The 18,316-nt window shown below is 44.7% G+C and carries 18 protein-coding genes and 1 pseudogene; all 19 read right to left on the minus strand.

The features are described 5' to 3' along the window. Positions 1-239: 239 nt before the first annotated feature. Positions 240-419 (minus strand): 50S ribosomal protein L32, encoded by a 180-nt coding sequence (gene rpmF / locus B6K08_RS02400; protein ID WP_027396398.1) that lies wholly within the window; start codon positions 417-419, stop codon positions 240-242. Positions 420-463: 44 nt separating this feature from the next. Beyond that, positions 464-976, minus strand: coding sequence for a YceD family protein (locus tag B6K08_RS02405; protein WP_039209387.1), 513 nt, complete (start codon positions 974-976; stop codon positions 464-466). A 72-nt stretch (positions 977-1,048) separates the two neighbouring features. Next, positions 1,049-2,758 carry a proline--tRNA ligase gene (locus B6K08_RS02410; RefSeq protein WP_080325265.1) on the minus strand — a complete coding sequence of 570 codons (1,710 nt, stop codon included), beginning with the start codon at positions 2,756-2,758 and terminating at the stop codon, positions 1,049-1,051. 4 nt (positions 2,759-2,762) lie between these two features. Beyond that, on the minus strand, positions 2,763-3,824 hold the full coding sequence (ispG, locus tag B6K08_RS02415; RefSeq protein ID WP_407639832.1) for a flavodoxin-dependent (E)-4-hydroxy-3-methylbut-2-enyl-diphosphate synthase: 1,062 nt from the start codon (positions 3,822-3,824) through the stop codon (positions 2,763-2,765). A 17-nt stretch (positions 3,825-3,841) separates the two neighbouring features. Further along, positions 3,842-4,873, minus strand: coding sequence for an RIP metalloprotease RseP (gene rseP, locus B6K08_RS02420; RefSeq protein WP_027396394.1), 1,032 nt, complete (start codon positions 4,871-4,873; stop codon positions 3,842-3,844). A 14-nt stretch (positions 4,874-4,887) separates the two neighbouring features. Next, positions 4,888-6,039, minus strand: coding sequence for a 1-deoxy-D-xylulose-5-phosphate reductoisomerase (locus tag B6K08_RS02425; protein ID WP_039207308.1), 1,152 nt, complete (start codon positions 6,037-6,039; stop codon positions 4,888-4,890). A gap of 97 nt (positions 6,040-6,136) precedes the next feature. Beyond that, positions 6,137-6,964 carry a phosphatidate cytidylyltransferase gene (locus B6K08_RS02430; RefSeq protein WP_039207306.1) on the minus strand — a complete coding sequence of 276 codons (828 nt, stop codon included), beginning with the start codon at positions 6,962-6,964 and terminating at the stop codon, positions 6,137-6,139. Between the two features lie 12 nt (positions 6,965-6,976). Continuing rightward, positions 6,977-7,765 carry an isoprenyl transferase gene (locus B6K08_RS02435; RefSeq protein ID WP_080325266.1) on the minus strand — a complete coding sequence of 263 codons (789 nt, stop codon included), beginning with the start codon at positions 7,763-7,765 and terminating at the stop codon, positions 6,977-6,979. A 101-nt stretch (positions 7,766-7,866) separates the two neighbouring features. Further along, positions 7,867-8,040 carry a DUF362 domain-containing protein gene (locus B6K08_RS02440; RefSeq protein WP_027396390.1) on the minus strand — a complete coding sequence of 58 codons (174 nt, stop codon included), beginning with the start codon at positions 8,038-8,040 and terminating at the stop codon, positions 7,867-7,869. Next, the gene (locus B6K08_RS02445; protein WP_027396389.1) at positions 8,024-8,251 is read right to left on the minus strand and encodes a hypothetical protein; all 228 of its coding nucleotides are present in this window, start codon (positions 8,249-8,251) and stop codon (positions 8,024-8,026) included. The genes B6K08_RS02440 and B6K08_RS02445 overlap by 17 nt, the downstream gene beginning before the upstream one ends. A 1-nt stretch (position 8,252) precedes the next feature. Beyond that, complete coding sequence (frr, locus tag B6K08_RS02450; RefSeq protein WP_080325267.1) at positions 8,253-8,810, minus strand: ribosome recycling factor; 558 nt, start codon at positions 8,808-8,810, stop codon at positions 8,253-8,255. A gap of 2 nt (positions 8,811-8,812) precedes the next feature. Then, complete coding sequence (gene pyrH / locus B6K08_RS02455) at positions 8,813-9,529, minus strand: UMP kinase (RefSeq protein WP_080325268.1); 717 nt, start codon at positions 9,527-9,529, stop codon at positions 8,813-8,815. Positions 9,530-9,665: 136 nt separating this feature from the next. Beyond that, positions 9,666-10,538, minus strand: a complete 873-nt coding sequence (tsf, locus tag B6K08_RS02460) for a translation elongation factor Ts (RefSeq protein WP_080325269.1) — start codon at positions 10,536-10,538, stop codon at positions 9,666-9,668. 84 nt (positions 10,539-10,622) lie between these two features. Beyond that, positions 10,623-11,339, minus strand: coding sequence for a 30S ribosomal protein S2 (rpsB, locus tag B6K08_RS02465; RefSeq protein WP_080325270.1), 717 nt, complete (start codon positions 11,337-11,339; stop codon positions 10,623-10,625). Between the two features lie 154 nt (positions 11,340-11,493). Further along, a complete protein-coding gene (locus tag B6K08_RS02470; RefSeq protein WP_080325271.1) occupies positions 11,494-12,927 on the minus strand; it encodes an Rne/Rng family ribonuclease in 1,434 nt (477 codons plus the stop codon). A gap of 455 nt (positions 12,928-13,382) precedes the next feature. Next, positions 13,383-15,954 (minus strand): annotated as a pseudogene (locus B6K08_RS02480) (TIGR03960 family B12-binding radical SAM protein). Between the two features lie 35 nt (positions 15,955-15,989). After that, the gene (gene rodA / locus B6K08_RS02485) at positions 15,990-17,099 is read right to left on the minus strand and encodes a rod shape-determining protein RodA (protein WP_039207112.1); all 1,110 of its coding nucleotides are present in this window, start codon (positions 17,097-17,099) and stop codon (positions 15,990-15,992) included. Positions 17,100-17,227: 128 nt separating this feature from the next. Next, the gene (minE, locus tag B6K08_RS02490) at positions 17,228-17,488 is read right to left on the minus strand and encodes a cell division topological specificity factor MinE (RefSeq protein ID WP_080325274.1); all 261 of its coding nucleotides are present in this window, start codon (positions 17,486-17,488) and stop codon (positions 17,228-17,230) included. A gap of 19 nt (positions 17,489-17,507) precedes the next feature. Then, the gene (minD, locus tag B6K08_RS02495; RefSeq protein WP_080325275.1) at positions 17,508-18,305 is read right to left on the minus strand and encodes a septum site-determining protein MinD; all 798 of its coding nucleotides are present in this window, start codon (positions 18,303-18,305) and stop codon (positions 17,508-17,510) included. Positions 18,306-18,316: the final 11 nt, after the last annotated feature.

The following is an 18,316-nucleotide window of genomic DNA, read 5'->3' on the forward strand; positions in this document are numbered from 1 at the left end:
CCCTAAATACATCAATCCCTTTGGTAATCTGACACTTCATAAACGGTTGAAATAACCGTGAATTACAAAAATTAGTACCAAGTCCTACTAACTGCTTATGATTATATTAATTTTCCAATGAAAAGGCAAGAAAAATATTATCAACTACTAAATGTTTGAATTGTGTGTATAATTAAAACATTTACCGAGGAAAAAATTAAAAATGAGCAGGCCCTGAAGCCTGCTCATTCAGCAGTCAATTATTCAGCTGCGGAAATAACTTCCTTGCCATCATAGTAACCACACTCTGTGCAAACATGATGAGGCATCTTTGGCTCGTGGCACTGTGGGCACTCTACGAAACCAGGAACCTCTAACTTCCAGTTGGCACGACGGGAATCACGACGAGCCTTAGACATTTTACGCTTTGGTACTGCCATTTCAGGATACACCTCCTTAACGAAACATTCACTAATGAATAGAATTATTTCTTAATCAATAATTGCTGCAATGCCGCCAGTCTTGGGTCAATAACAGTACGGTCACAGCCACAATCGCCATGATTGAGGTTTGCACCACACTTAAGGCACAGACCGCGACAATCAGCGTTGCATATATTATTTAACGGCTGATCAGACAAAAGTACATCCCTAATCATAGGAGATATATCCACCTGCTCGCCATCAAAATAATTCACATCTTGGTCATCTTCAGCATAACCCTGGCCTCTTCTCTGATAGGCCTCATCAAAATCGTGAACCTGCTGCTGGGAGGACTGCTCCAAACAACGGTCACAGACAAATGACTTGGTACAGGAAATCTGGCCACTTACACGATATCCCCTGCCTGTAGCCACGAACTCACCCTTGACAACAATATCGCCATCAAAACTGTAGTTTTCGTGAACGGCATCCAGCTCCTGAGCATTGGAAATAAACTCAAAAGATACGGGGGAACCAAGGTTTTCATTGGCTTCAATTATATTAATTTTCATCATATAGATATCAACCTCATTTATTATAGCGACAGCTATATTGTTTGTCAAGAGAATTCCCTTGACAAAAAACAATTAAAGATTCTCCAGCATCTCAACAGCCTTCGCTGCAACTTCCGCCTTTGTAGCGTTTACCATTTCACCATTACGGCGAATCTTTAATTCTATGGAATCCTCCTCCACGGATTTTGGACCTACGGTGATACGCAGTGGATAACCAATCAGGTCAGCATCCTTGAACTTGACGCCAGCACGATCCTTGCGGTCATCCAGAAGGACATCCACACCCTTGGCCTTCAGTTCCTCGTAAATATCCTCAGCTATCTTTAACTGATCCTCATTTTTGGCATTAATAGGAACAATAACAACCTCAAATGGAGCAATGGCTTTTGGCCAGATGATACCATTTTCGTCGTTATTCTGCTCAATGGCAGCAGCCATAGTACGGCTTACACCAATTCCGTAGCAGCCCATAACCAAAGGCTTCTCCTTGCCGTTTTCATCAAGGAAGGTTGCATGCAAGGACTGAGAATACTTAGTACCTAAGGTAAACACCTGACCAGCCTCGATACCACGGGTCATCTTTACAGGAGCACCGCAATGAGGGCAAGCATCTCCTTCCTTGATCATACGAATATCAGCCACAATGACATCCTTGAAATCGCGCTTAGGATTTACATTAATGTAATGCTTGTCCTTTTCATTTGCACCGGCACAGGCATTGAACATTTCCATAACAGTGGCATCCACCACCACTTTGGTACCTTCCTTTAAGCCAATAGGGCTCATAAAGCCTGGTACACCGCCTGCAGCAATAATGGATTCATCTGTTGCCATGTGAAGCTCAATGGAATCCTCAAAGAGATTTACAACTTTAACATCATTAACATCATGATCACCACGAACAAAGGCCAAAATAAGTTCATCCTTATCATCCTGGAAGGCAACAGCCTTAATGGTCTTGTCCAAAGGAAGATGCAGGCACTCTGCCACAAGCTCAATAGTATGGGCATCAGGGGTAGAAACCTTTTCCAGCTCCTTCATGGCTTCCTCAGTCGCCTTAATTACAGTGAGCTCTGCCTTTTCATCAGAGGCGGCATAATCACACTTGGTGCAATATGCGATATTGGACTCACCAGCCTCAGCCAATACAGTGAACTCATGGGAGTGTCCACCGCCAATAGCACCGTTATCAGCCTCTACAGGGCGGAACTCCAACCCCATACGACTAAAGATGCGGGTGTAAGCATCATACATAATCTTATATGACTCATTCATGCCCTCCTCATCCTTATCAAAGGAATAAAGGTCCTTCATGATAAACTCACGGCCACGCATCAGGCCAAAGCGAGGGCGAATCTCATCACGGTATTTGTTCTGAATCTGATACAGCATAAGAGGAAGCTGCTTGTAGGAGCGAACCTCATCACGAATAAGGGTAGTAACCATTTCCTCATGAGTTGGCCCAAGGCAGAACTCCCGGCCATGACGGTCAGAAACTCTGAACATTTCATCCCCATATACTGACCAGCGACCAGTCTCTTTCCAGATTTCAGAAGGCTGTACGATTGGCATGGCAATTTCCTGACCACCGGCTGCATCCATTTCTTCCCGAATGATCTGCATAATTTTCTTAAGACTTCTCCAAGCCAATGGCATATATGTATAGAGGCCTCCAGCGGCCTTTCTTATCATACCAGCCCTAAGCATAAGCTGATGGCTCTTTACCTCTGCCTCTGCTGGTGTTTCTCTTAATGTTGGTGCATAAAGTCTTGTTGCGCGCACTATCTTAGCCCTCCTGTAAAATATTATCTATTTCCTTGAATAATTCCTCAACCAGTTCAGTTTCCTTCACCTTGCGAATTATTTCACCTTTTCTGAATACCAAACCTTCACCGTTACCGCCGGCGATTCCCACGTCAGCACCCTTTGCCTCTCCTGGCCCGTTAACCACACAGCCCATTACAGCCACGGAAATTGGCTTAGTAATTCCTTGCAGTCTTTTATCAACCTCGTCTGCAATACCAGCCAAATCGATGCTGGTGCGTCCGCAGGTTGGACAAGAAATAAGGGTTGGTCCATATTCTCTCATGCCGAGGGATTTAAGGATTTCATTGGCTACCTTAACCTCCACCACTGGATCACCAGTAAGAGAAATGCGGAAGGTATCACCAATGCCCTGAGCCAACAAAGCTCCAATACCTACGGCTGATTTTATCATGCCAGTGCGGGCAGTACCAGCCTCGGTAATTCCCAAGTGCAGCGGGTAATCTACAGTTTCCGACATAAGCTGATAAGCAGCTAAAGTCAATGGTACATCATGGGCTTTTAAGGAAATCTTCATATCATAAAAATCCTGTGCCTCCAAGATGCGGACATGTTCCATCGCTGATTCTACCAAGGCCTCCGCCGTTACGCCACCGTATTTGGCCAACAGCCTTTTGTCCAAGGAACCGGCATTAACACCAATGCGAATAGGAATATTATGTAGCTTGGCTTCAGCTACAACCGCTTTAACATTGGCTTCTCCGCCAATATTGCCAGGGTTCAGCCTAAGGGCTGAAATTCCCTGATTAATTGCTTCCAAAGCCAGACGATAATCAAAATGTATATCCGCCACCAATGGCACATTTACCTTTTTAATGATATTCCCCAGATTGAGGGCTGCATCCATATCAGGCACTGCCAAACGGACAATATCACAGCCTGCTGCCTGCAGGGCGTTAATCTGAGCCACGGTAGACTCAGTGTCCGTAGTTTTTGTGTTGGTCATTGACTGAACGGAGATGGGAGCCCCGCCACCAATAGCCACATTGCCAATATGAATCTGTCTTGTTTCTTTACGCTTTATCACTGAAAATCCCTCCATTATCTGGTTACATCATTGAATGTAGCGAAAATCATAAGACTTATAAGAAGTACCACACCCACAGTCTGGATGTAGTACATTACCTGCTTGCTCATCTGCTTGCCACGTACGGCTTCAATACATAGAGTCACAAAATGACCGCCGTCAAGAGCTGGAACGGGGAGCAAATTAACGATACCAAGATTGAGGCTTAAAAAGGCTGCAAAATTAAGTAATGGAATAAATCCATGCTGAGCCACCTCGCCGGCCATCTGAGCAACGCCAATAGGACCGGAGAGCTCTGCAGATGCCCCCTCCTGAGTGAACAGCAATACAAGAGCGCCTAACATACTCTTTATAATAGTCACTGTTTTTTCCACGGAAAGACTGGCGGCTTCACCAATGGACACATTTTGAGTCACAAGAGTACCCTGAATACCGATTACAACGCGCTTTGTAGCTTCATCCTCCATTGGAATCACAGTGGTTTTCCCAATATCCTCACCACGCTGGTAGGTGACCTCATAGGGCTTGCCTGCTCCATCGCTGAGAAGAGTTGATATATCCTTCCACTCTGTTACCTGCTGTCCATTAATGGTGATAATTTTATCCCCTGCCATCAGTCCTGCTGATTCTGCAGGAGCCCCAGTCATAACTCCTCCCACAATAGGCTCTGTATTAGGAGTCTGAATACCGGCAAAAGCAAAAATCAAAAAAAACAGTACAACCGGCAGCACAAAGTTCATAAATGAGCCAGCCAAAATAACAATCATGCGGGCCCAAACAGGTCGTCTATAATATGCTCTTTCACCAGCATCATTTTCTTCCTCATCAAGGTCCATACCAGCTATTTTGTTATAGCCACCCAAAGGAATTGCCCTAATAGCATAGAGGGTTTCCCCCTTTCTCCAGTCCAGCAGCTTCGGGCCAAAGCCAATGGCAAACTCATCAACCCGCATACCAGTCATCTTGGCGGTGATAAAATGCCCCCACTCGTGGACCAGCACAAGAAGCCCAAATACAAATACCGCAGATACTATAGTCAATAACATAATGTATACTCCCTTTATAACTTAGAAAGTTCCTGGCGGGTAATCTCACGGGCCCACTTATCAGCCTCAAGAAGCTGCTCCAAAGTAGGATTATAGACAACCTCAGCCTTATTCATGGCATTCTCGATAAGATCATAGATTTTAAGGAAACCAGACTTACCCTTTAAAAAGGCCTCCACAGCTACCTCGTTGGCTGCATTCATAACACAAGGCATGGTACCACCGGTTTTTCCAGCCTCGAAGGCCAGCTTCAAGCCACGGAAAGTATCCATATCAGGCTTTTCAAAGGTGAGCTTCCCCAACTCGTAGAAATCAACCCTTGGAAAACGGGATTCCACTCTTTCAGGATATGTCAAAGCATACTGAATAGGAAGGCGCATATCTGTGCAGCCAAGCTGTGCCATTACAGTGCCGTCACGATACTGCACCATAGAATGAACAATACTCTGTGGGTGAACCACCACCTGAATCTGATCGTAAGCTACGCCATAGAGCCACTTAGCCTCAATAACTTCAAGCCCTTTGTTCACCAAAGACGCAGAATCAACGGTTATTTTTTGTCCCATATTCCAGGTTGGATGGGCCAATACATCGGATTTAGTAACTTCAGTAAGCTCACTTGCCTGTTTTCCTCTAAATGGACCACCAGAAGCGGTAAGAATCAGCTTTTCCACAGCATTTCGGTCCTGACCCTGTAAACACTGGAACAGAGCGCAGTGCTCACTATCTACCGGCAAAATAGTGCAGCCCATTTCCTTGGCCTTGGCCATTACCAGTTCACCGGCTACTACCAGAGTTTCCTTATTGGCAAGAGCAATATTTTTTCTGGCTTCCAAAGCTGCCATAGTAGGCTCAAGGCCTGCAAAACCCATAAGGGAAGTAACCACTGTATCAGCCTCTGGGAAAACCGCAGCTTCAATAACAGCCTCACGGCCTCCCATTATTTTTGTTTTTCCGGAATATCTGCTTTTTAAACGATTAGCAGCATCCTCATCAGACAAAACAGCCAATTCGGGTTGAAATTCATTTATCTGCTTTTCCAAAAGCTCATCACTGCGATTAGCTACGAGGACAGACACATGAAACAACTCAGGATTATCACGGACCACATCAAGGGTCTGGGTACCGATGGAACCAGTGGACCCTAAAACAACTAAATTCTTCATACAAAATACTCCTTAAAATCCACTTAAAGAGAAATAGGCAATAAAGCATTTTTGCTTTACTGCCACTTTTTACGCCATCAATAATAATTGTGGCAACTTAACCAGCAATTCTTGCACAATACATGAAATAATAGACGAAAGGTACAGTATAGATTACACTATCAAATCTATCCCATATTCCGCCATGGCCGGGAATAATATTTCCGGAATCCTTAATGCCTGTATAACGCTTTACCACAGATTCAACCAAATCCCCCAAGGTGGCTACAATACAGATAAAAAAGCCCAACACAGCCATCACAACCACATCAAAGCCGAAAAATACGCCTAGCCCAGCCACAGATGCAGTGGTTCCAATCAGTCCACCAATAAAGCCCTCAATAGTTTTCTTTGGACTAATTGCTTCACATAGCTTGTGCTTTCCCAGAAAACAACCAGCAAAATAAGCAAAGGTATCACTGGCCCAAGTTCCAATCAAGGCCACCCACACCAATGCACAGCCCAACTGAAAATCCCCAAGGCTGGTAGAAATATAGGCTTCCTCACCTATAAAACGAAGCATAACCAAGTGAACAAAGGACAAACCTATGTAGAAAATGCCTGCTACTGAAATCACAGCAGATAAAACATCAAATTTTCCGTGATTTAAAACAGTAAGCAGCATAATAACCAATGCTGAAAACATCACCGAACATACAAGCAATCCATTGTTTCCCAAGAAGCCCCCTGCCCACATAATGGAAATCAGCACCATTCCTGTAACCAAAGTCGGCTTGTATCCCTTTTGTTTAAAGGCATTACAATATTCATACCAAGCACCAAAGGCCAGTAACAAAACAGCACCGGCAAACACACTTCCGCCAGTCTGAATAACCAGAGCAGCCAGTACTATACCAATGATTCCGGTAATTATTCTAGTAAGCATCCCTTAGTTTCCTCATTTCTTCTTATTTAAACCACCAAACCGTCGGTCCCGCTGACTGAAATCAAGCAAGGCCTTTGCCAGATCATCTTTTGTAAAATCCGGCCAATTGGTATCCGTAAACCAAAATTCTGCGTATGCCGTTTGCCAAATCAGAAAATTACTGAGACGAATATCGCCACTGGTACGTATTACCAAATCAACTGGTGGCAAATCCTTGGTATCCAACCGTGATTCCAGCAGCTTGCTGTCAATATTTTCCGGATCCAGGCTGCCAGCTTTCACATCCTGGGCCAAAGACTGAACTGCCCGCACCATTTCGTCCTGCCCACCATAATTAACAGCAACATTAAATTTAACACCAGTATTATTGACAGTCCGCCTACGGGCATCATCTATCTGCTTCTGCAGTGCCGGGGATAAGCCATCCAGCCTGCCTATAAAATCAATACGGACATTTTCACTGTCCATTTCTGCAATTTCTTTTTCAAGATATTCTGAAAACAGCTTCATGAGGAAATCTACCTCTGCTGTTGGTCTTTTCCAATTTTCTGTTGAAAAGGCATATACCGTCAAAGCCTCCAAATGAAAATCTGAAGCAGCCTTTAAGGTTCTTTTCAAGGCCTTCACGCCAGCCGTATGTCCGGCAGAACGAACCATACCCTTTCCATTGGCCCAACGGCCATTGCCATCCATAATGATAGCCACATGTCGTGGCAAACGGGTTCTATCTATATTTTCAAGCAGGGATGTATACGTATTAGAATTTTCATCTTTAGTATTGCCAAAAATCTTTTTCCACATATCTTACACCTACTCACAAACAAAGAAAATAAGCCCCTCAAATATTGCATATTGAGGGGCCTTTTGACACTTTTATCAGTCACTTACGGCTGCTACGTGTCTTATTCTGGAGCAACAATTGCACCTACAGGGCAGCCTGCTGCACAAGCACCGCACTCAACGCAAACATCTGCATTGATTTCGTACTTGCTGTCGCCCTCGGAAATTGCCTCTACAGGGCAAGTGCCTGCACAAGTACCGCAAGAAATGCAACCATCTTCAATCTTGTAAGCCATTACTAGAAACCTCCTTCAGCAGCCTAGCTGCTATCCTAATGTCTAACGTGCCATCAGAAAGCTGACGCTGTCTGATAACATAATACCCTTCAGGCTCAAGCTTAAAAAAGTCCTTAGTCGGTCGGGTTACCGTTACATTATACATTATATGGGCATCATTAAGCAAGGTTTTGGCTAAATGCCAAGGTCTGCCTACAACATCAATTTCCATATTATACTTCCATAATTTCTTTTTCTTTGGCTTCCTTTAATGTATCCACAGTCTTAATGAAGCCGTCAACAATCTTCTGGAACTTTTCCTGTCCCTTCTTGGACTCGTCCTCAGTGATTTCCTTGTCTTTTTCCAGCTTCTTAATATGCTCATTGGCATCACGACGGATATTGCGAATAGCCACCTTGGCCTCCTCTGCCTTCTTGCCGACAGTCTTAACCAGCTCCTTACGACGCTCCTGGGTAAGCTGAGGAATAGACAGGCGAATGGCAGTGCCATCAGAGTTAGGGGAAAGTCCCAGCTCAGACTTCATAATAGCCTTTTCAATTTCATGTAGCATAGTCTTTTCCCAAGGCTGAATCATAATCATACGAGCCTCTGGAACAGAAACCTTTGCCACCTGATTTACAGGAGTTGGGGTGCCATAATAATCTACCATAACCTTATCCAAAAGAGAAGGAGTGGCACGGCCTGCACGTAGGGAACCAAATTCTCTCTTAAGTGCATCAATAGACTTATTCAGGCGTTCCTCGCTGGAAGATACAATGTCGTTAATCATGATTATTTACCTCCTACAGTAGTACCAATATCTTCGCCAATGGCTGCACGGTAAATATTCTCAAAATCATCAATCTTGAATACAACCAATGGAATATCGTTATCCATGCACAGACTGGTTGCAGTGGAATCCATTACGCTCAGGCTGCGGAGAAGAATCTCTTTGTAGCTGATATTGTCAAATTTCTTGGCATCATCATTCTGATTTGGATCCTTATCGTAGATACCCTCTGTACCCTTCTTACCCATGAGAATAACATCTGCCTCAATCTCGGCAGCTCTGAGAGCTGCAGTTGTATCAGTGGAGAAATATGGATTGCCGGTACCAGCACCAAAAATTACTACGCGTCCCTTTTCCATGTGACGGGTAGCCTTACGACGAATATAAGGCTCAGCCACCTGACGCATCTCGATAGCAGTCTGTACACGGGCAGGAACCTTCTGCTGCTCCAGAGCATCCTGAATTGCCAATGCATTAATAACAGTAGCCAGCATCCCCATATAGTCCGCCTGGGCACGGTCCATACCCTTGGCACTTCCTGCAAGGCCTCTCCAGATATTGCCGCCGCCCACAACGATAGCCACATCAATACCAGCATCATGTACGCGCTTTATCTGCTTTCCGATAGCTTCAACCACAACAGGATTAATACCAAATCCCTGATCACCTGCCAAAGACTCGCCACTAAGCTTTAGTAGAACGCGCTTGTATTTTCCCACTGTAACAACCTCCAAATCCGAGAATAACTAAATTTTTAATATATTTTAATTTTCAAAAACAATATTTACCATTTATATCTTAAAGAAAAGGGACCGCGTCTGCAAGTCCCTTTTTCTATGAGAATAAAATATTTAATTATTTAATCTGAGCTGCAACCTCTGCTGCGAAGTCCTCGTTCTTCTTCTCAAGGCCCTCACCCATCTCAAAGCGGGTAAAGCGGAGAACCTTAACATCACCGAGGATATCCTGAATGGTCTCATGCTCGGAAGACTTAAAGAATTCCTGCTCAACCAGACAGATTTCCTTATAGGTTTTATTGAGACGACCCTCAACCATCTTGTCAACGATGTTCTCAGGCTTGCCCTCTTCCAGAGCCTGTGCACGGAGTACAGCACGCTCATGGTCAAGATACTCAGGATCAACGCCACTACGGTCAATGCTCTGTGGCTTCTGAGCAGTAATCTGGAGAGCAATGTCCTGTGCCAGCTCATCGCTGCCGCCGGAAAGCTCTACAACTACACCAATCTTACCACCCATGTGGATGTAGGTAGCCAGCTTGTTCTCGGAAGTATATACAACGAAACGACGGAGGGACAGCTTCTCACCGATGGAAGCAACAGCCTCAGTCATAACATCAGCAACAGTCTTGCCATCCAGCATGGAAGCATTGAGTGCATCAATATCAGCAGGCTTGGTTGCAATGATGTGCTCAGCAATCTTCTTAACCAGTGCCTTAAAGTTATCATTCTTTGCAACGAAGTCAGTCTCGGAGTTAACCTCAACCAAGCAAGCAGTGTTAGATGCAGCATCGTAAGCAGCAGCTACAACTCCCTCGGAAGCAATACGGCCAGCCTTCTTTGCAGCCTTGGAAATGCCCTTCTCGCGGAGATAATCGATAGCCTTGTCCTTATCGCCATCGCACTCAACGAGAGCCTTCTTGCAGTCCATCATACCTGCGCCGGTAATCTCGCGCAATTCTTTAACTAATGCAGCAGTAATCTGTGCCATTGTTTATTTCCCCCTATTAATTCGGATATAATTTCAAAAAAACAAGGGATAAGGGATATCCCCTTACCCCTTTTAAGGTTTATATTACTCAGCGTCCTCAGCTGGAGCCTCAGCAGCTTCGCCCTGACGACCCTCGATAACAGCATCTGCAATCTTGCCGGTAATGAGCTTAACAGCACGGATAGCATCGTCGTTACCAGGAATTGGATAATCGATTTCATCTGGATCGCAGTTGGTATCGATAATAGCCACGATAGGAATGTTCAGCTTGTGAGCCTCTGCTACTGCGATTCTCTCCTTGCGTGGGTCAACGATGAACAGAGCACCTGGGAGCTCCTTCATTTCCTTAATACCGCCGAGATACTTCTCGAGCTTCTCCATCTCATGCTTCAGACCCTGTACTTCTTTCTTGGTAAGAACCTCGAAAGTACCGTCTTCTGCCATAGCCTCAAGCTCCTTCAGACGCTTAACGCGAGCCTGAATAGTCTTGAAGTTGGTCATCATACCGCCCAACCAACGCTCATTTACGAAATACTGGTCAGCCTTCAGAGCCTCTTCCTTAATAGCCTCCTGAGCCTGCTTCTTGGTACCAACGAAAAGAACGGACTTGCCGGACTCAGCTATGCTGCGTACGAAGTTGTAAGCCTCCTCAGCCTTCTTAACGGTCTTCTGAAGATCAATGATGTAGATACCATTGCGCTCGGTGAAGATGTACTTAGCCATCTTAGGGTTCCATCTTCTGGTCTGATGTCCGAAATGAACACCAGCCTCTAATAACTGTTTCATAGAAACAACTGCCATAGTGGTGCACCTCCTGTTTTTATTTCCTCCGCCAGCCTCATCCGCTTAAACCACCACATTGGGCACAGGTTAAACGTCCTCTGGCGTGCGTTTTTCTAATTACACCGTGAAATACTATAACATATACAAATATAGAATGCAACTATAAATATTATTATTTTTGTGTAAGGATATAAGTCCCCGGCATTACTTCCCGTGAGGACTCCAAGGAAATGTCTACCCCATATTCGTCCCTAAGCCGTCTAAAGCTGTCCATAGCCTTGATTTCATTGGCCGCCTGAGGATTGAGCTGAAGTATATAGCCATCAGCCGCATGCTTTCTGGCTTCTATTCGGCGAATGTTGCGGCATACCTTTACTGCCAATGACTCTGGTGACAACACTCTGCCATTGCCCTCACAAACAGGACACTGGCAATACAGCATACTTTCAATATTTTTCCGTGATTTTCTTCTGGTGATTTCCACCAGCCCCAAAGAGGTAATATCAACTATATTTGTCTTGGAGCGGTCGCGCACAGCCAGCTGCCGCATTCTCTCTAACAGAGCATCATTTTGCTGCTGTGTTTCCATATCAATGAAATCCACCAGTATTATGCCACCAATATCCCGCAAACGAAGCTGTCGCATAATTTCATCGGCCGCTTCAATATTAAGCTTGTACACCGTATCTGCCAGATTCATATCCCCTACGAAGCTGCCAGTATTTACATCAATAACTGTCATGGCCTCGGTCTTATCTATTACAAGGAAGCCACCGGACTTCAGCTGGACCGTGCGGCCCTTCAACTGCTCCAAAGCCTCGGTAACGCCATTATCCTTGAAAATATTTCTGCCATCATACAGCTCAATTCGATGAAGGATATCCGGGGAGGTAACCTTTATCAGATCACATACTCTTTTGTACATCTTAGGATTGTCAATAACCATCTTGTCCACATCATCAGTGAGATAGTCCCGGACAATCCGAATCACCAAATCTGCATCACGATATAATAGGGAGCTGGTGGCGGACAGCTTTGCCTTGGCCAATATCTCGTCCCATATTTTCATTAGGTATTGAATATCCCTAACAATATTTTCCGCTGGCTGTCCCTGAGCCGCAGTACGTATAATACAGCCCATGTTCTTCGGTACCTCAGCCCTAACAATATCGTGGAGCCGCTGGCGTTCCTCATTATTCTCTATACGATGGGATGTTCCAATATATGCAGAATTAGGCATCAATACCACATGGCGGCCAGGAATAGACAAATGCATCGTAGCCCGTGGTCCCTTGCTGCCCACCTCATCCTTAATTATCTGGACTATGACATTTTGTCCCACCGTGACATTTTCCCGGGGGGAATTGGCCTGGGCCGTGGAAGCTATTTTACCATTGCCTACATAAAGGAAGGCATTCTTTGCTTGGCCAATATCCACAAAGGAGGCCTGCATACCTTTAAGGACATTCTGAACCTGTCCCTTGTATATGTTGCCTACTAAATGGGCATGGTCAGGTCTTTCCAGCTCCAAAGCCATGAGCTGGCCATTCTCAACCACAGCCATACGAGTTTCCTCCGGCATAACATTCACATATATGTTTTTCATTGCAAAACCTCCTTTCTTACAAAATATTCCCATAATCAGTGGCTCCTGTCATGGGGTATTTCACTCATGCACTCTGATAGTCTTACAATATAGCAATTTTTAAAAGCAGGGTCTGTCATATATTCTCTTACATCTCTTGAGCAAGAGGTGTTGCTTTTCGCACGGGACTCGAGGCTAAAACCATTTTTTGCGTTAGAGTAAATAGCAAGAAAAATCATAACTTTTCTTGCGCCAGATGATTTTTCCCGCTAAGGCAGGGTGCAAAAAATAGTTTCTAAACGCCTCTCGCCCTAATGTCTCAAAGCAATCACCTCATGCCCTGTATCAATAACTTACTAACTTACCAAAGCTGACCAACGGCAGTAGTAGTTTCTATTGTGCGGGTGGCATGGGGTGATTTCATGAATAAGTGGAGCGCATGAATGAAACACCCCATGTCAGGCCCCGCACGCTGTTTATACTAAATCAATCAGGTCCTTGCCCTGACCCATGAGCTTGCTGCGATTGATTAAGGCCCTGCCCAACGCAACTGGCAGGCCATATTCATTATGTAAAAGCTCCAATATTTCCACTGGCTTTATACTACCAGTCTGGGTAATGGAAATATTCATGGTAAGCTTCACCCAGTCACCACTCATACCAATTTTCACTGGCTCAAGCATGTACTGCTTAACCTCAATATCACGGGTCTTTTTTGGCGTTACACGATGATAATTAACCTCAGAAGCAGCATTATATGCCGCAACGGCCTTCACGGCCTCGTCCCAGTCACCTGTAAGAGGTGCTACCACCTCATAGATGCCCTGCTCCACCTCAGCCATCAGTGCCTTATGCTTTTTCCCCTCACAAGGCTTTGGTTCCTTTACTGGCTTTAGCTTGATAAGTCTTATCCCCGGAGGCAGGGCTGCTGACAGCTTATCAAAAATCTCCGGCTGGCAGAGGGGCTTTGTCAGTTCAAAATCCATATACTCCGCGTCACTGGTTACCCCCAAGGACAATGGTGAAGCAAAGGACATCTTCAGATGAGGATTAAATCCCTCAGTATAAGCAGCTGGCAGCTTGGCACGGCGAATAGCCCGCTCCATAACTCCCGCATAATCCAAATGGGAAATATATCTGATTTCATCCCCCTTGGTTAGCTGAGCACGATACTTATACATTTGCCTTCACCTCCCCTTCTTTGCGCTTCCAGTCCACAATATCCACCTTAAGGGATGGGCAGACCCCACAGCCGGAGCACTTGCCACGGCGGCAATCCTCTGTCAGCTGCTCCGCAACAGCCTTGTTCCATTCACGCTTAAGGAAATCCTTGGAAACTCCTGGGGTAGTATGCTCCCATGGTAATGGTTCATCGAAATCGCGGGTGCGCTCACTGTATTCCTTCATATCAATGCCGCACTTTCTGAAGGCTTCGTGCCAAACATCTTCCTTAAAGAGGTCTGTCCAGCCATCAAATTTAGCCCCATCCTTCCAGGCCTGATAAATCACCTGGGAAATACGACGGTCTCCACGGGAAATAGCCCCTTCAAGAACGCTGACTCTGGCATCATGGTAATGGAACTTTACAGCTCTTTCAGTGATGCTGTCCTTTAAAAGACGCTGACGGCGTTCAAATTCATCCTTTGGTAGCTGACCAAACCACTGAAAAGGAGTATGAGGCTTTGGTACAAAGCAGGATACACTGATGGTTACAGTAACGCCCCACTTGCCCTTAACCTCCTTGTACTTTCTGGCTACCTTCTCCGCCAGTCTGGCAATACCCACAATATCCTCGTCAGTTTCCGTAGGCAAGCCCATCATAAAATACAGCTTAACCTGCTTCCAACCCTGTTTAAAGGCGGCTTCCACAGCTGTCATAAGATTTTCCTCAGTAACACCTTTGTTAATAACATCACGAAGGCGCTGAGTTCCAGCCTCCGGGGCAAAGGTAAGACCGCTTTTGCGTACCTGCTGCATCTTGTGGGCCAAATCAATGGAAAAGCTGTCTATACGCAATGATGGCAAAGAAAAGCTGACCTTTTCTCCTTCAAAATCAGCGAATAAATCATCCACCAGCTCTCCCAGACAGGAATAATCTGCAGAGCTAAGTGAAGTAAGAGACATTTCATTATAACCGGAGGAATCCACCAGCTTACGGGCCAATTCCCGGAGATATTCACGACTTCTCTCGCGTATAGGACGATATGAGGTACCCGCCTGACAAAAACGGCACCCACGGGTACAGCCTCTAAACAGCTCCAGCATAATTCTGTCATGAACTATGCCAATGTATGGCATTACAGGCTTTTCCACGAAATGAACACTGTCCAGATCCTTAATCACTCGTTTATAAATTTTGGCCCTTGCCTCAGGCTCTTTTGGTTCTATAGAGGAAAAATATCCTTTTTCGTTATATTTGACATTATAAAAAGAAGGTACATAAATACCCTCCAGCTTTGCAACTTCCTTTAAAAATCCTTTTCTGCCACCTGGCTTCCCTTCCCTTTTCCATTTCACAAAGGTTTTCGCCACTTCAGAGATAACTTCTTCTCCTTCTCCCAAAATGAAGAAATCAAAAAAATCAGCAATAGGCTCCGTATTATAAACGGTAGGGCCACCGCCTACTATAAAAGGATCTACGTCACTACGGTCCTTGGTCCAAATTGGAATCCCGGCCAAATCCAGCATATTAAGAATATTGGAATATATCATTTCATACTGAAGAGTAAATCCCAGAAAATCGAATTTCTTAATTTCAGTAAAGCTCTCCAAGGAAAATAAAGGTATGCTTCTTTCCCGCATGATTGCTTCCATGTCGGTCCAAGGAGCATACACTCTTTCACAGGCAGTATCCTGACGGTTATTCAACACCTCATAAAGGATTTTCAGTCCAAGATTGGACATACCCACCTCATAGGTATCGGCCATGGCCAGGGCGAAGTGACAATCCACTTCGTCCCAGTCCTTATGTACAGCATTTAACTCATGACCTGTATAACGGGCAGGTTTCTCAACGGCCTGCAGGATTTCAGGTTCTAATTTAATCATTGCTCAAGCTCCTCTATTGATTCAAAACAGAAACCTTAAAATTGGAGTTTTTGGTTTCTCAGATAAATATTAAGTAAAATGGCCACAGCGAACATATTGGTTGTAAGGGCACTGACACCATAGCTCATAAAAGGCAGTGGTATACCGGTTACAGGCATAATACCAGCTGTCATGCCCACATTAACCAGCACATGGAAGGCCAGCATGGAGGTTATACCCACAGCCAACAGCATGCCAAAGCTATCCTGGGCCTGCTGTGCTATTTTGATACCCCGCCACAGCACCACAAGATATAACAGAAGTAAAATAGTCGCTCCTATAAAGCCCAATTCTTCTCCTACTACAGCGAAGATAAAATCAGTGTGGTTCTCCGGCAAAAAATTAAGCTGACTCTGGGTACCTGCAAATAGGCCCTTGCCAAATAACATTCCGGAGCCTATAGCAATTTTTGACTGAATAATATGATAGCCCGATCCCAATGGATCCACATTAGGGTCCATAAACACCATAATTCGCATTTTCTGGTATTCCTTCAGCACAAAATGCCACATCAACGGAGCACAGGCCATGGCTACACCAAACATCCAGGCCAATAGCTTCAAATTAACTCCACAGGCAAAAATCATACCAAGAAAAATAGCCATAAACACCAGAGATGTCCCCAAATCCGGCTGCTTCAGTACCAGTAAAAAAGGAAGCCCCACATAGCCAGCCAAAGGGAGTAAATCAGACCACTTGTTTATCTGCCCTATCTTATCCTGAAAGACAGAGGCCATACAGATGATCATAATTATCTTTGAAAACTCCGATGGCTGAATAGATATTGGTCCCAACTGAATCCACCGCTGGGCACCTAAAGCAGACTGTCCCAAAAACATTACGGCCAGCAGCATTATTATGTTAAAAATATACAGCTTCTTGCCATAAGCCTGTAGTGCCTTATAGTCAAAATTCATAAAGAAGAATATAACTCCTACATTCAGGAGGGTGAATATGCCCTGTCTAAGTACATACCAATATCTATCCTCAGATGGGGTATTTATATGAGTGGCACTACCAATGGTTATAAGGCTCATAATGATTATACCAGCTACCCCGGCAATAAGCTCCACATCTATTTTTCTAAATTTTTTATTTAAAATCAAGGATCCTTCCTCCAAATTTAAATTCTAGTATAGCTTATATATGTTATCACGAACCATGTGAAAGAACAACCAAATATAGCAAAATTAAAAGAAAACTGCCACACTGATGCGCAGCAGTTTCGTATTTCTTATTTATGATGTCTCATGTTCTGTACCGGAATATTGGCCACCAGTGCTACAGAATCATCAACACTCTCCAAAGAAATTTCCATGTCGGTCTTATCAATAACCATATACTTAGATATAACCTGAATAATATCATCCCGCAGCTTTGCCATCACCTCTGGCGACACGCTGGCTCTGTCCTGAATGAGAACCATCTGCAGGCGCTTCTTGGCCACCTTGCCGGATTTCTCATTACCGAATATACGCTTTAATGAATCAAGCATCTGTAAGTCCCCCTCAATATCAGTCTTTGGAAAGCTTGAAGGCCTTCATAAGTTTCTTGAAGAAGCCTTCCTTTTCAAATTCCATGAACGGGATATCTTCACCCAGGAGACGTCCCACAATATTCTCATAAGCCTTGCCAGCCTGGGAATCATTATCACCAACAACTGGCTCACCGCGGTTAGCGGAGGTTACAACCTTGATATCATCCGGAACCTGACCAATACACTTGATGGCAAGTATATCATTGATATCATCCATATCCATCATCTCACCGCTATCTACCATAGCAGGTCTGATTCTGTTAATAATGAGTTTAATATTATCCTTTTCAGAGCGGCCCAGCTCACCAATAATCTTATCAGCGTCACGAACAGCGGAAACCTCCGGCATGGTAACTACAATAGCAGTATCCGCACCAGCAATTGCAGTCTGGAAGCCCTGTTCAATGCCTGCTGGGCAGTCAATAATCACAAAATCATATTCCTTTCGAAGCTCATCACAAAGAGCCATCAAATCGGCAGGATTTACCGCAGATTTGTCCTTTACCTGGGAAGTAGGCAAAAGCTGCAGATTTTCATATTTCTTGTGACGTACCAGAGCCTTCTTAATCTCTACACGGCCCTCAACCACGTCAATCAAATCGTACATAATGCGATTTTCAAGACCAAGGAGCAAATCCAAATTACGGAGGCCGGTATCGGTATCAATCAGAACAACCTTCTTACCACGCATAGCCAGACCCACACCAAGGTTTGCGGTCGTGGTGGACTTGCCTACACCACCCTTACCGGAAGTAACAACAATAACCTCACTCATTCTTATAAATC

Origin of the sequence: Anaerovibrio lipolyticus DSM 3074, assembly GCF_900141865.1 — a bacterium.
Classification (GTDB): Bacteria; Bacillota; Negativicutes; order Selenomonadales; family Selenomonadaceae; genus Anaerovibrio; species Anaerovibrio lipolyticus.

What these genes read in the sequence shown, in the direction of transcription:
- rpmF (WP_027396398.1), bottom strand. Translation starts at nt 419, where the DNA reads ATGGCAGTACCAAAGCGTAAAATGTCTAAGGCTCGTCGTGATTCCCGT.
- B6K08_RS02405 (WP_039209387.1), bottom strand. Translation starts at nt 976, where the DNA reads ATGATGAAAATTAATATAATTGAAGCCAATGAAAACCTTGGTTCCCCC.
- rseP (WP_027396394.1), bottom strand. Translation starts at nt 4,873, where the DNA reads ATGTTATTGACTATAGTATCTGCGGTATTTGTATTTGGGCTTCTTGTG.
- B6K08_RS02425 (WP_039207308.1), bottom strand. Translation starts at nt 6,039, where the DNA reads ATGAAGAATTTAGTTGTTTTAGGGTCCACTGGTTCCATCGGTACCCAG.
- B6K08_RS02430 (WP_039207306.1), bottom strand. Translation starts at nt 6,964, where the DNA reads ATGCTTACTAGAATAATTACCGGAATCATTGGTATAGTACTGGCTGCT.
- B6K08_RS02435 (WP_080325266.1), bottom strand. Translation starts at nt 7,765, where the DNA reads ATGTGGAAAAAGATTTTTGGCAATACTAAAGATGAAAATTCTAATACG.
- B6K08_RS02440 (WP_027396390.1), bottom strand. Translation starts at nt 8,040, where the DNA reads ATGGCTTACAAGATTGAAGATGGTTGCATTTCTTGCGGTACTTGTGCA.
- B6K08_RS02445 (WP_027396389.1), bottom strand. Translation starts at nt 8,251, where the DNA reads ATGGAAATTGATGTTGTAGGCAGACCTTGGCATTTAGCCAAAACCTTG.
- frr (WP_080325267.1), bottom strand. Translation starts at nt 8,810, where the DNA reads ATGATTAACGACATTGTATCTTCCAGCGAGGAACGCCTGAATAAGTCT.
- tsf (WP_080325269.1), bottom strand. Translation starts at nt 10,538, where the DNA reads ATGGCACAGATTACTGCTGCATTAGTTAAAGAATTGCGCGAGATTACC.
- rpsB (WP_080325270.1), bottom strand. Translation starts at nt 11,339, where the DNA reads ATGGCAGTTGTTTCTATGAAACAGTTATTAGAGGCTGGTGTTCATTTC.
- B6K08_RS02470 (WP_080325271.1), bottom strand. Translation starts at nt 12,927, where the DNA reads ATGAAAAACATATATGTGAATGTTATGCCGGAGGAAACTCGTATGGCT.
- minE (WP_080325274.1), bottom strand. Translation starts at nt 17,488, where the DNA reads ATGCTTGATTCATTAAAGCGTATATTCGGTAATGAGAAATCCGGCAAG.
- minD (WP_080325275.1), bottom strand. Translation starts at nt 18,305, where the DNA reads ATGAGTGAGGTTATTGTTGTTACTTCCGGTAAGGGTGGTGTAGGCAAG.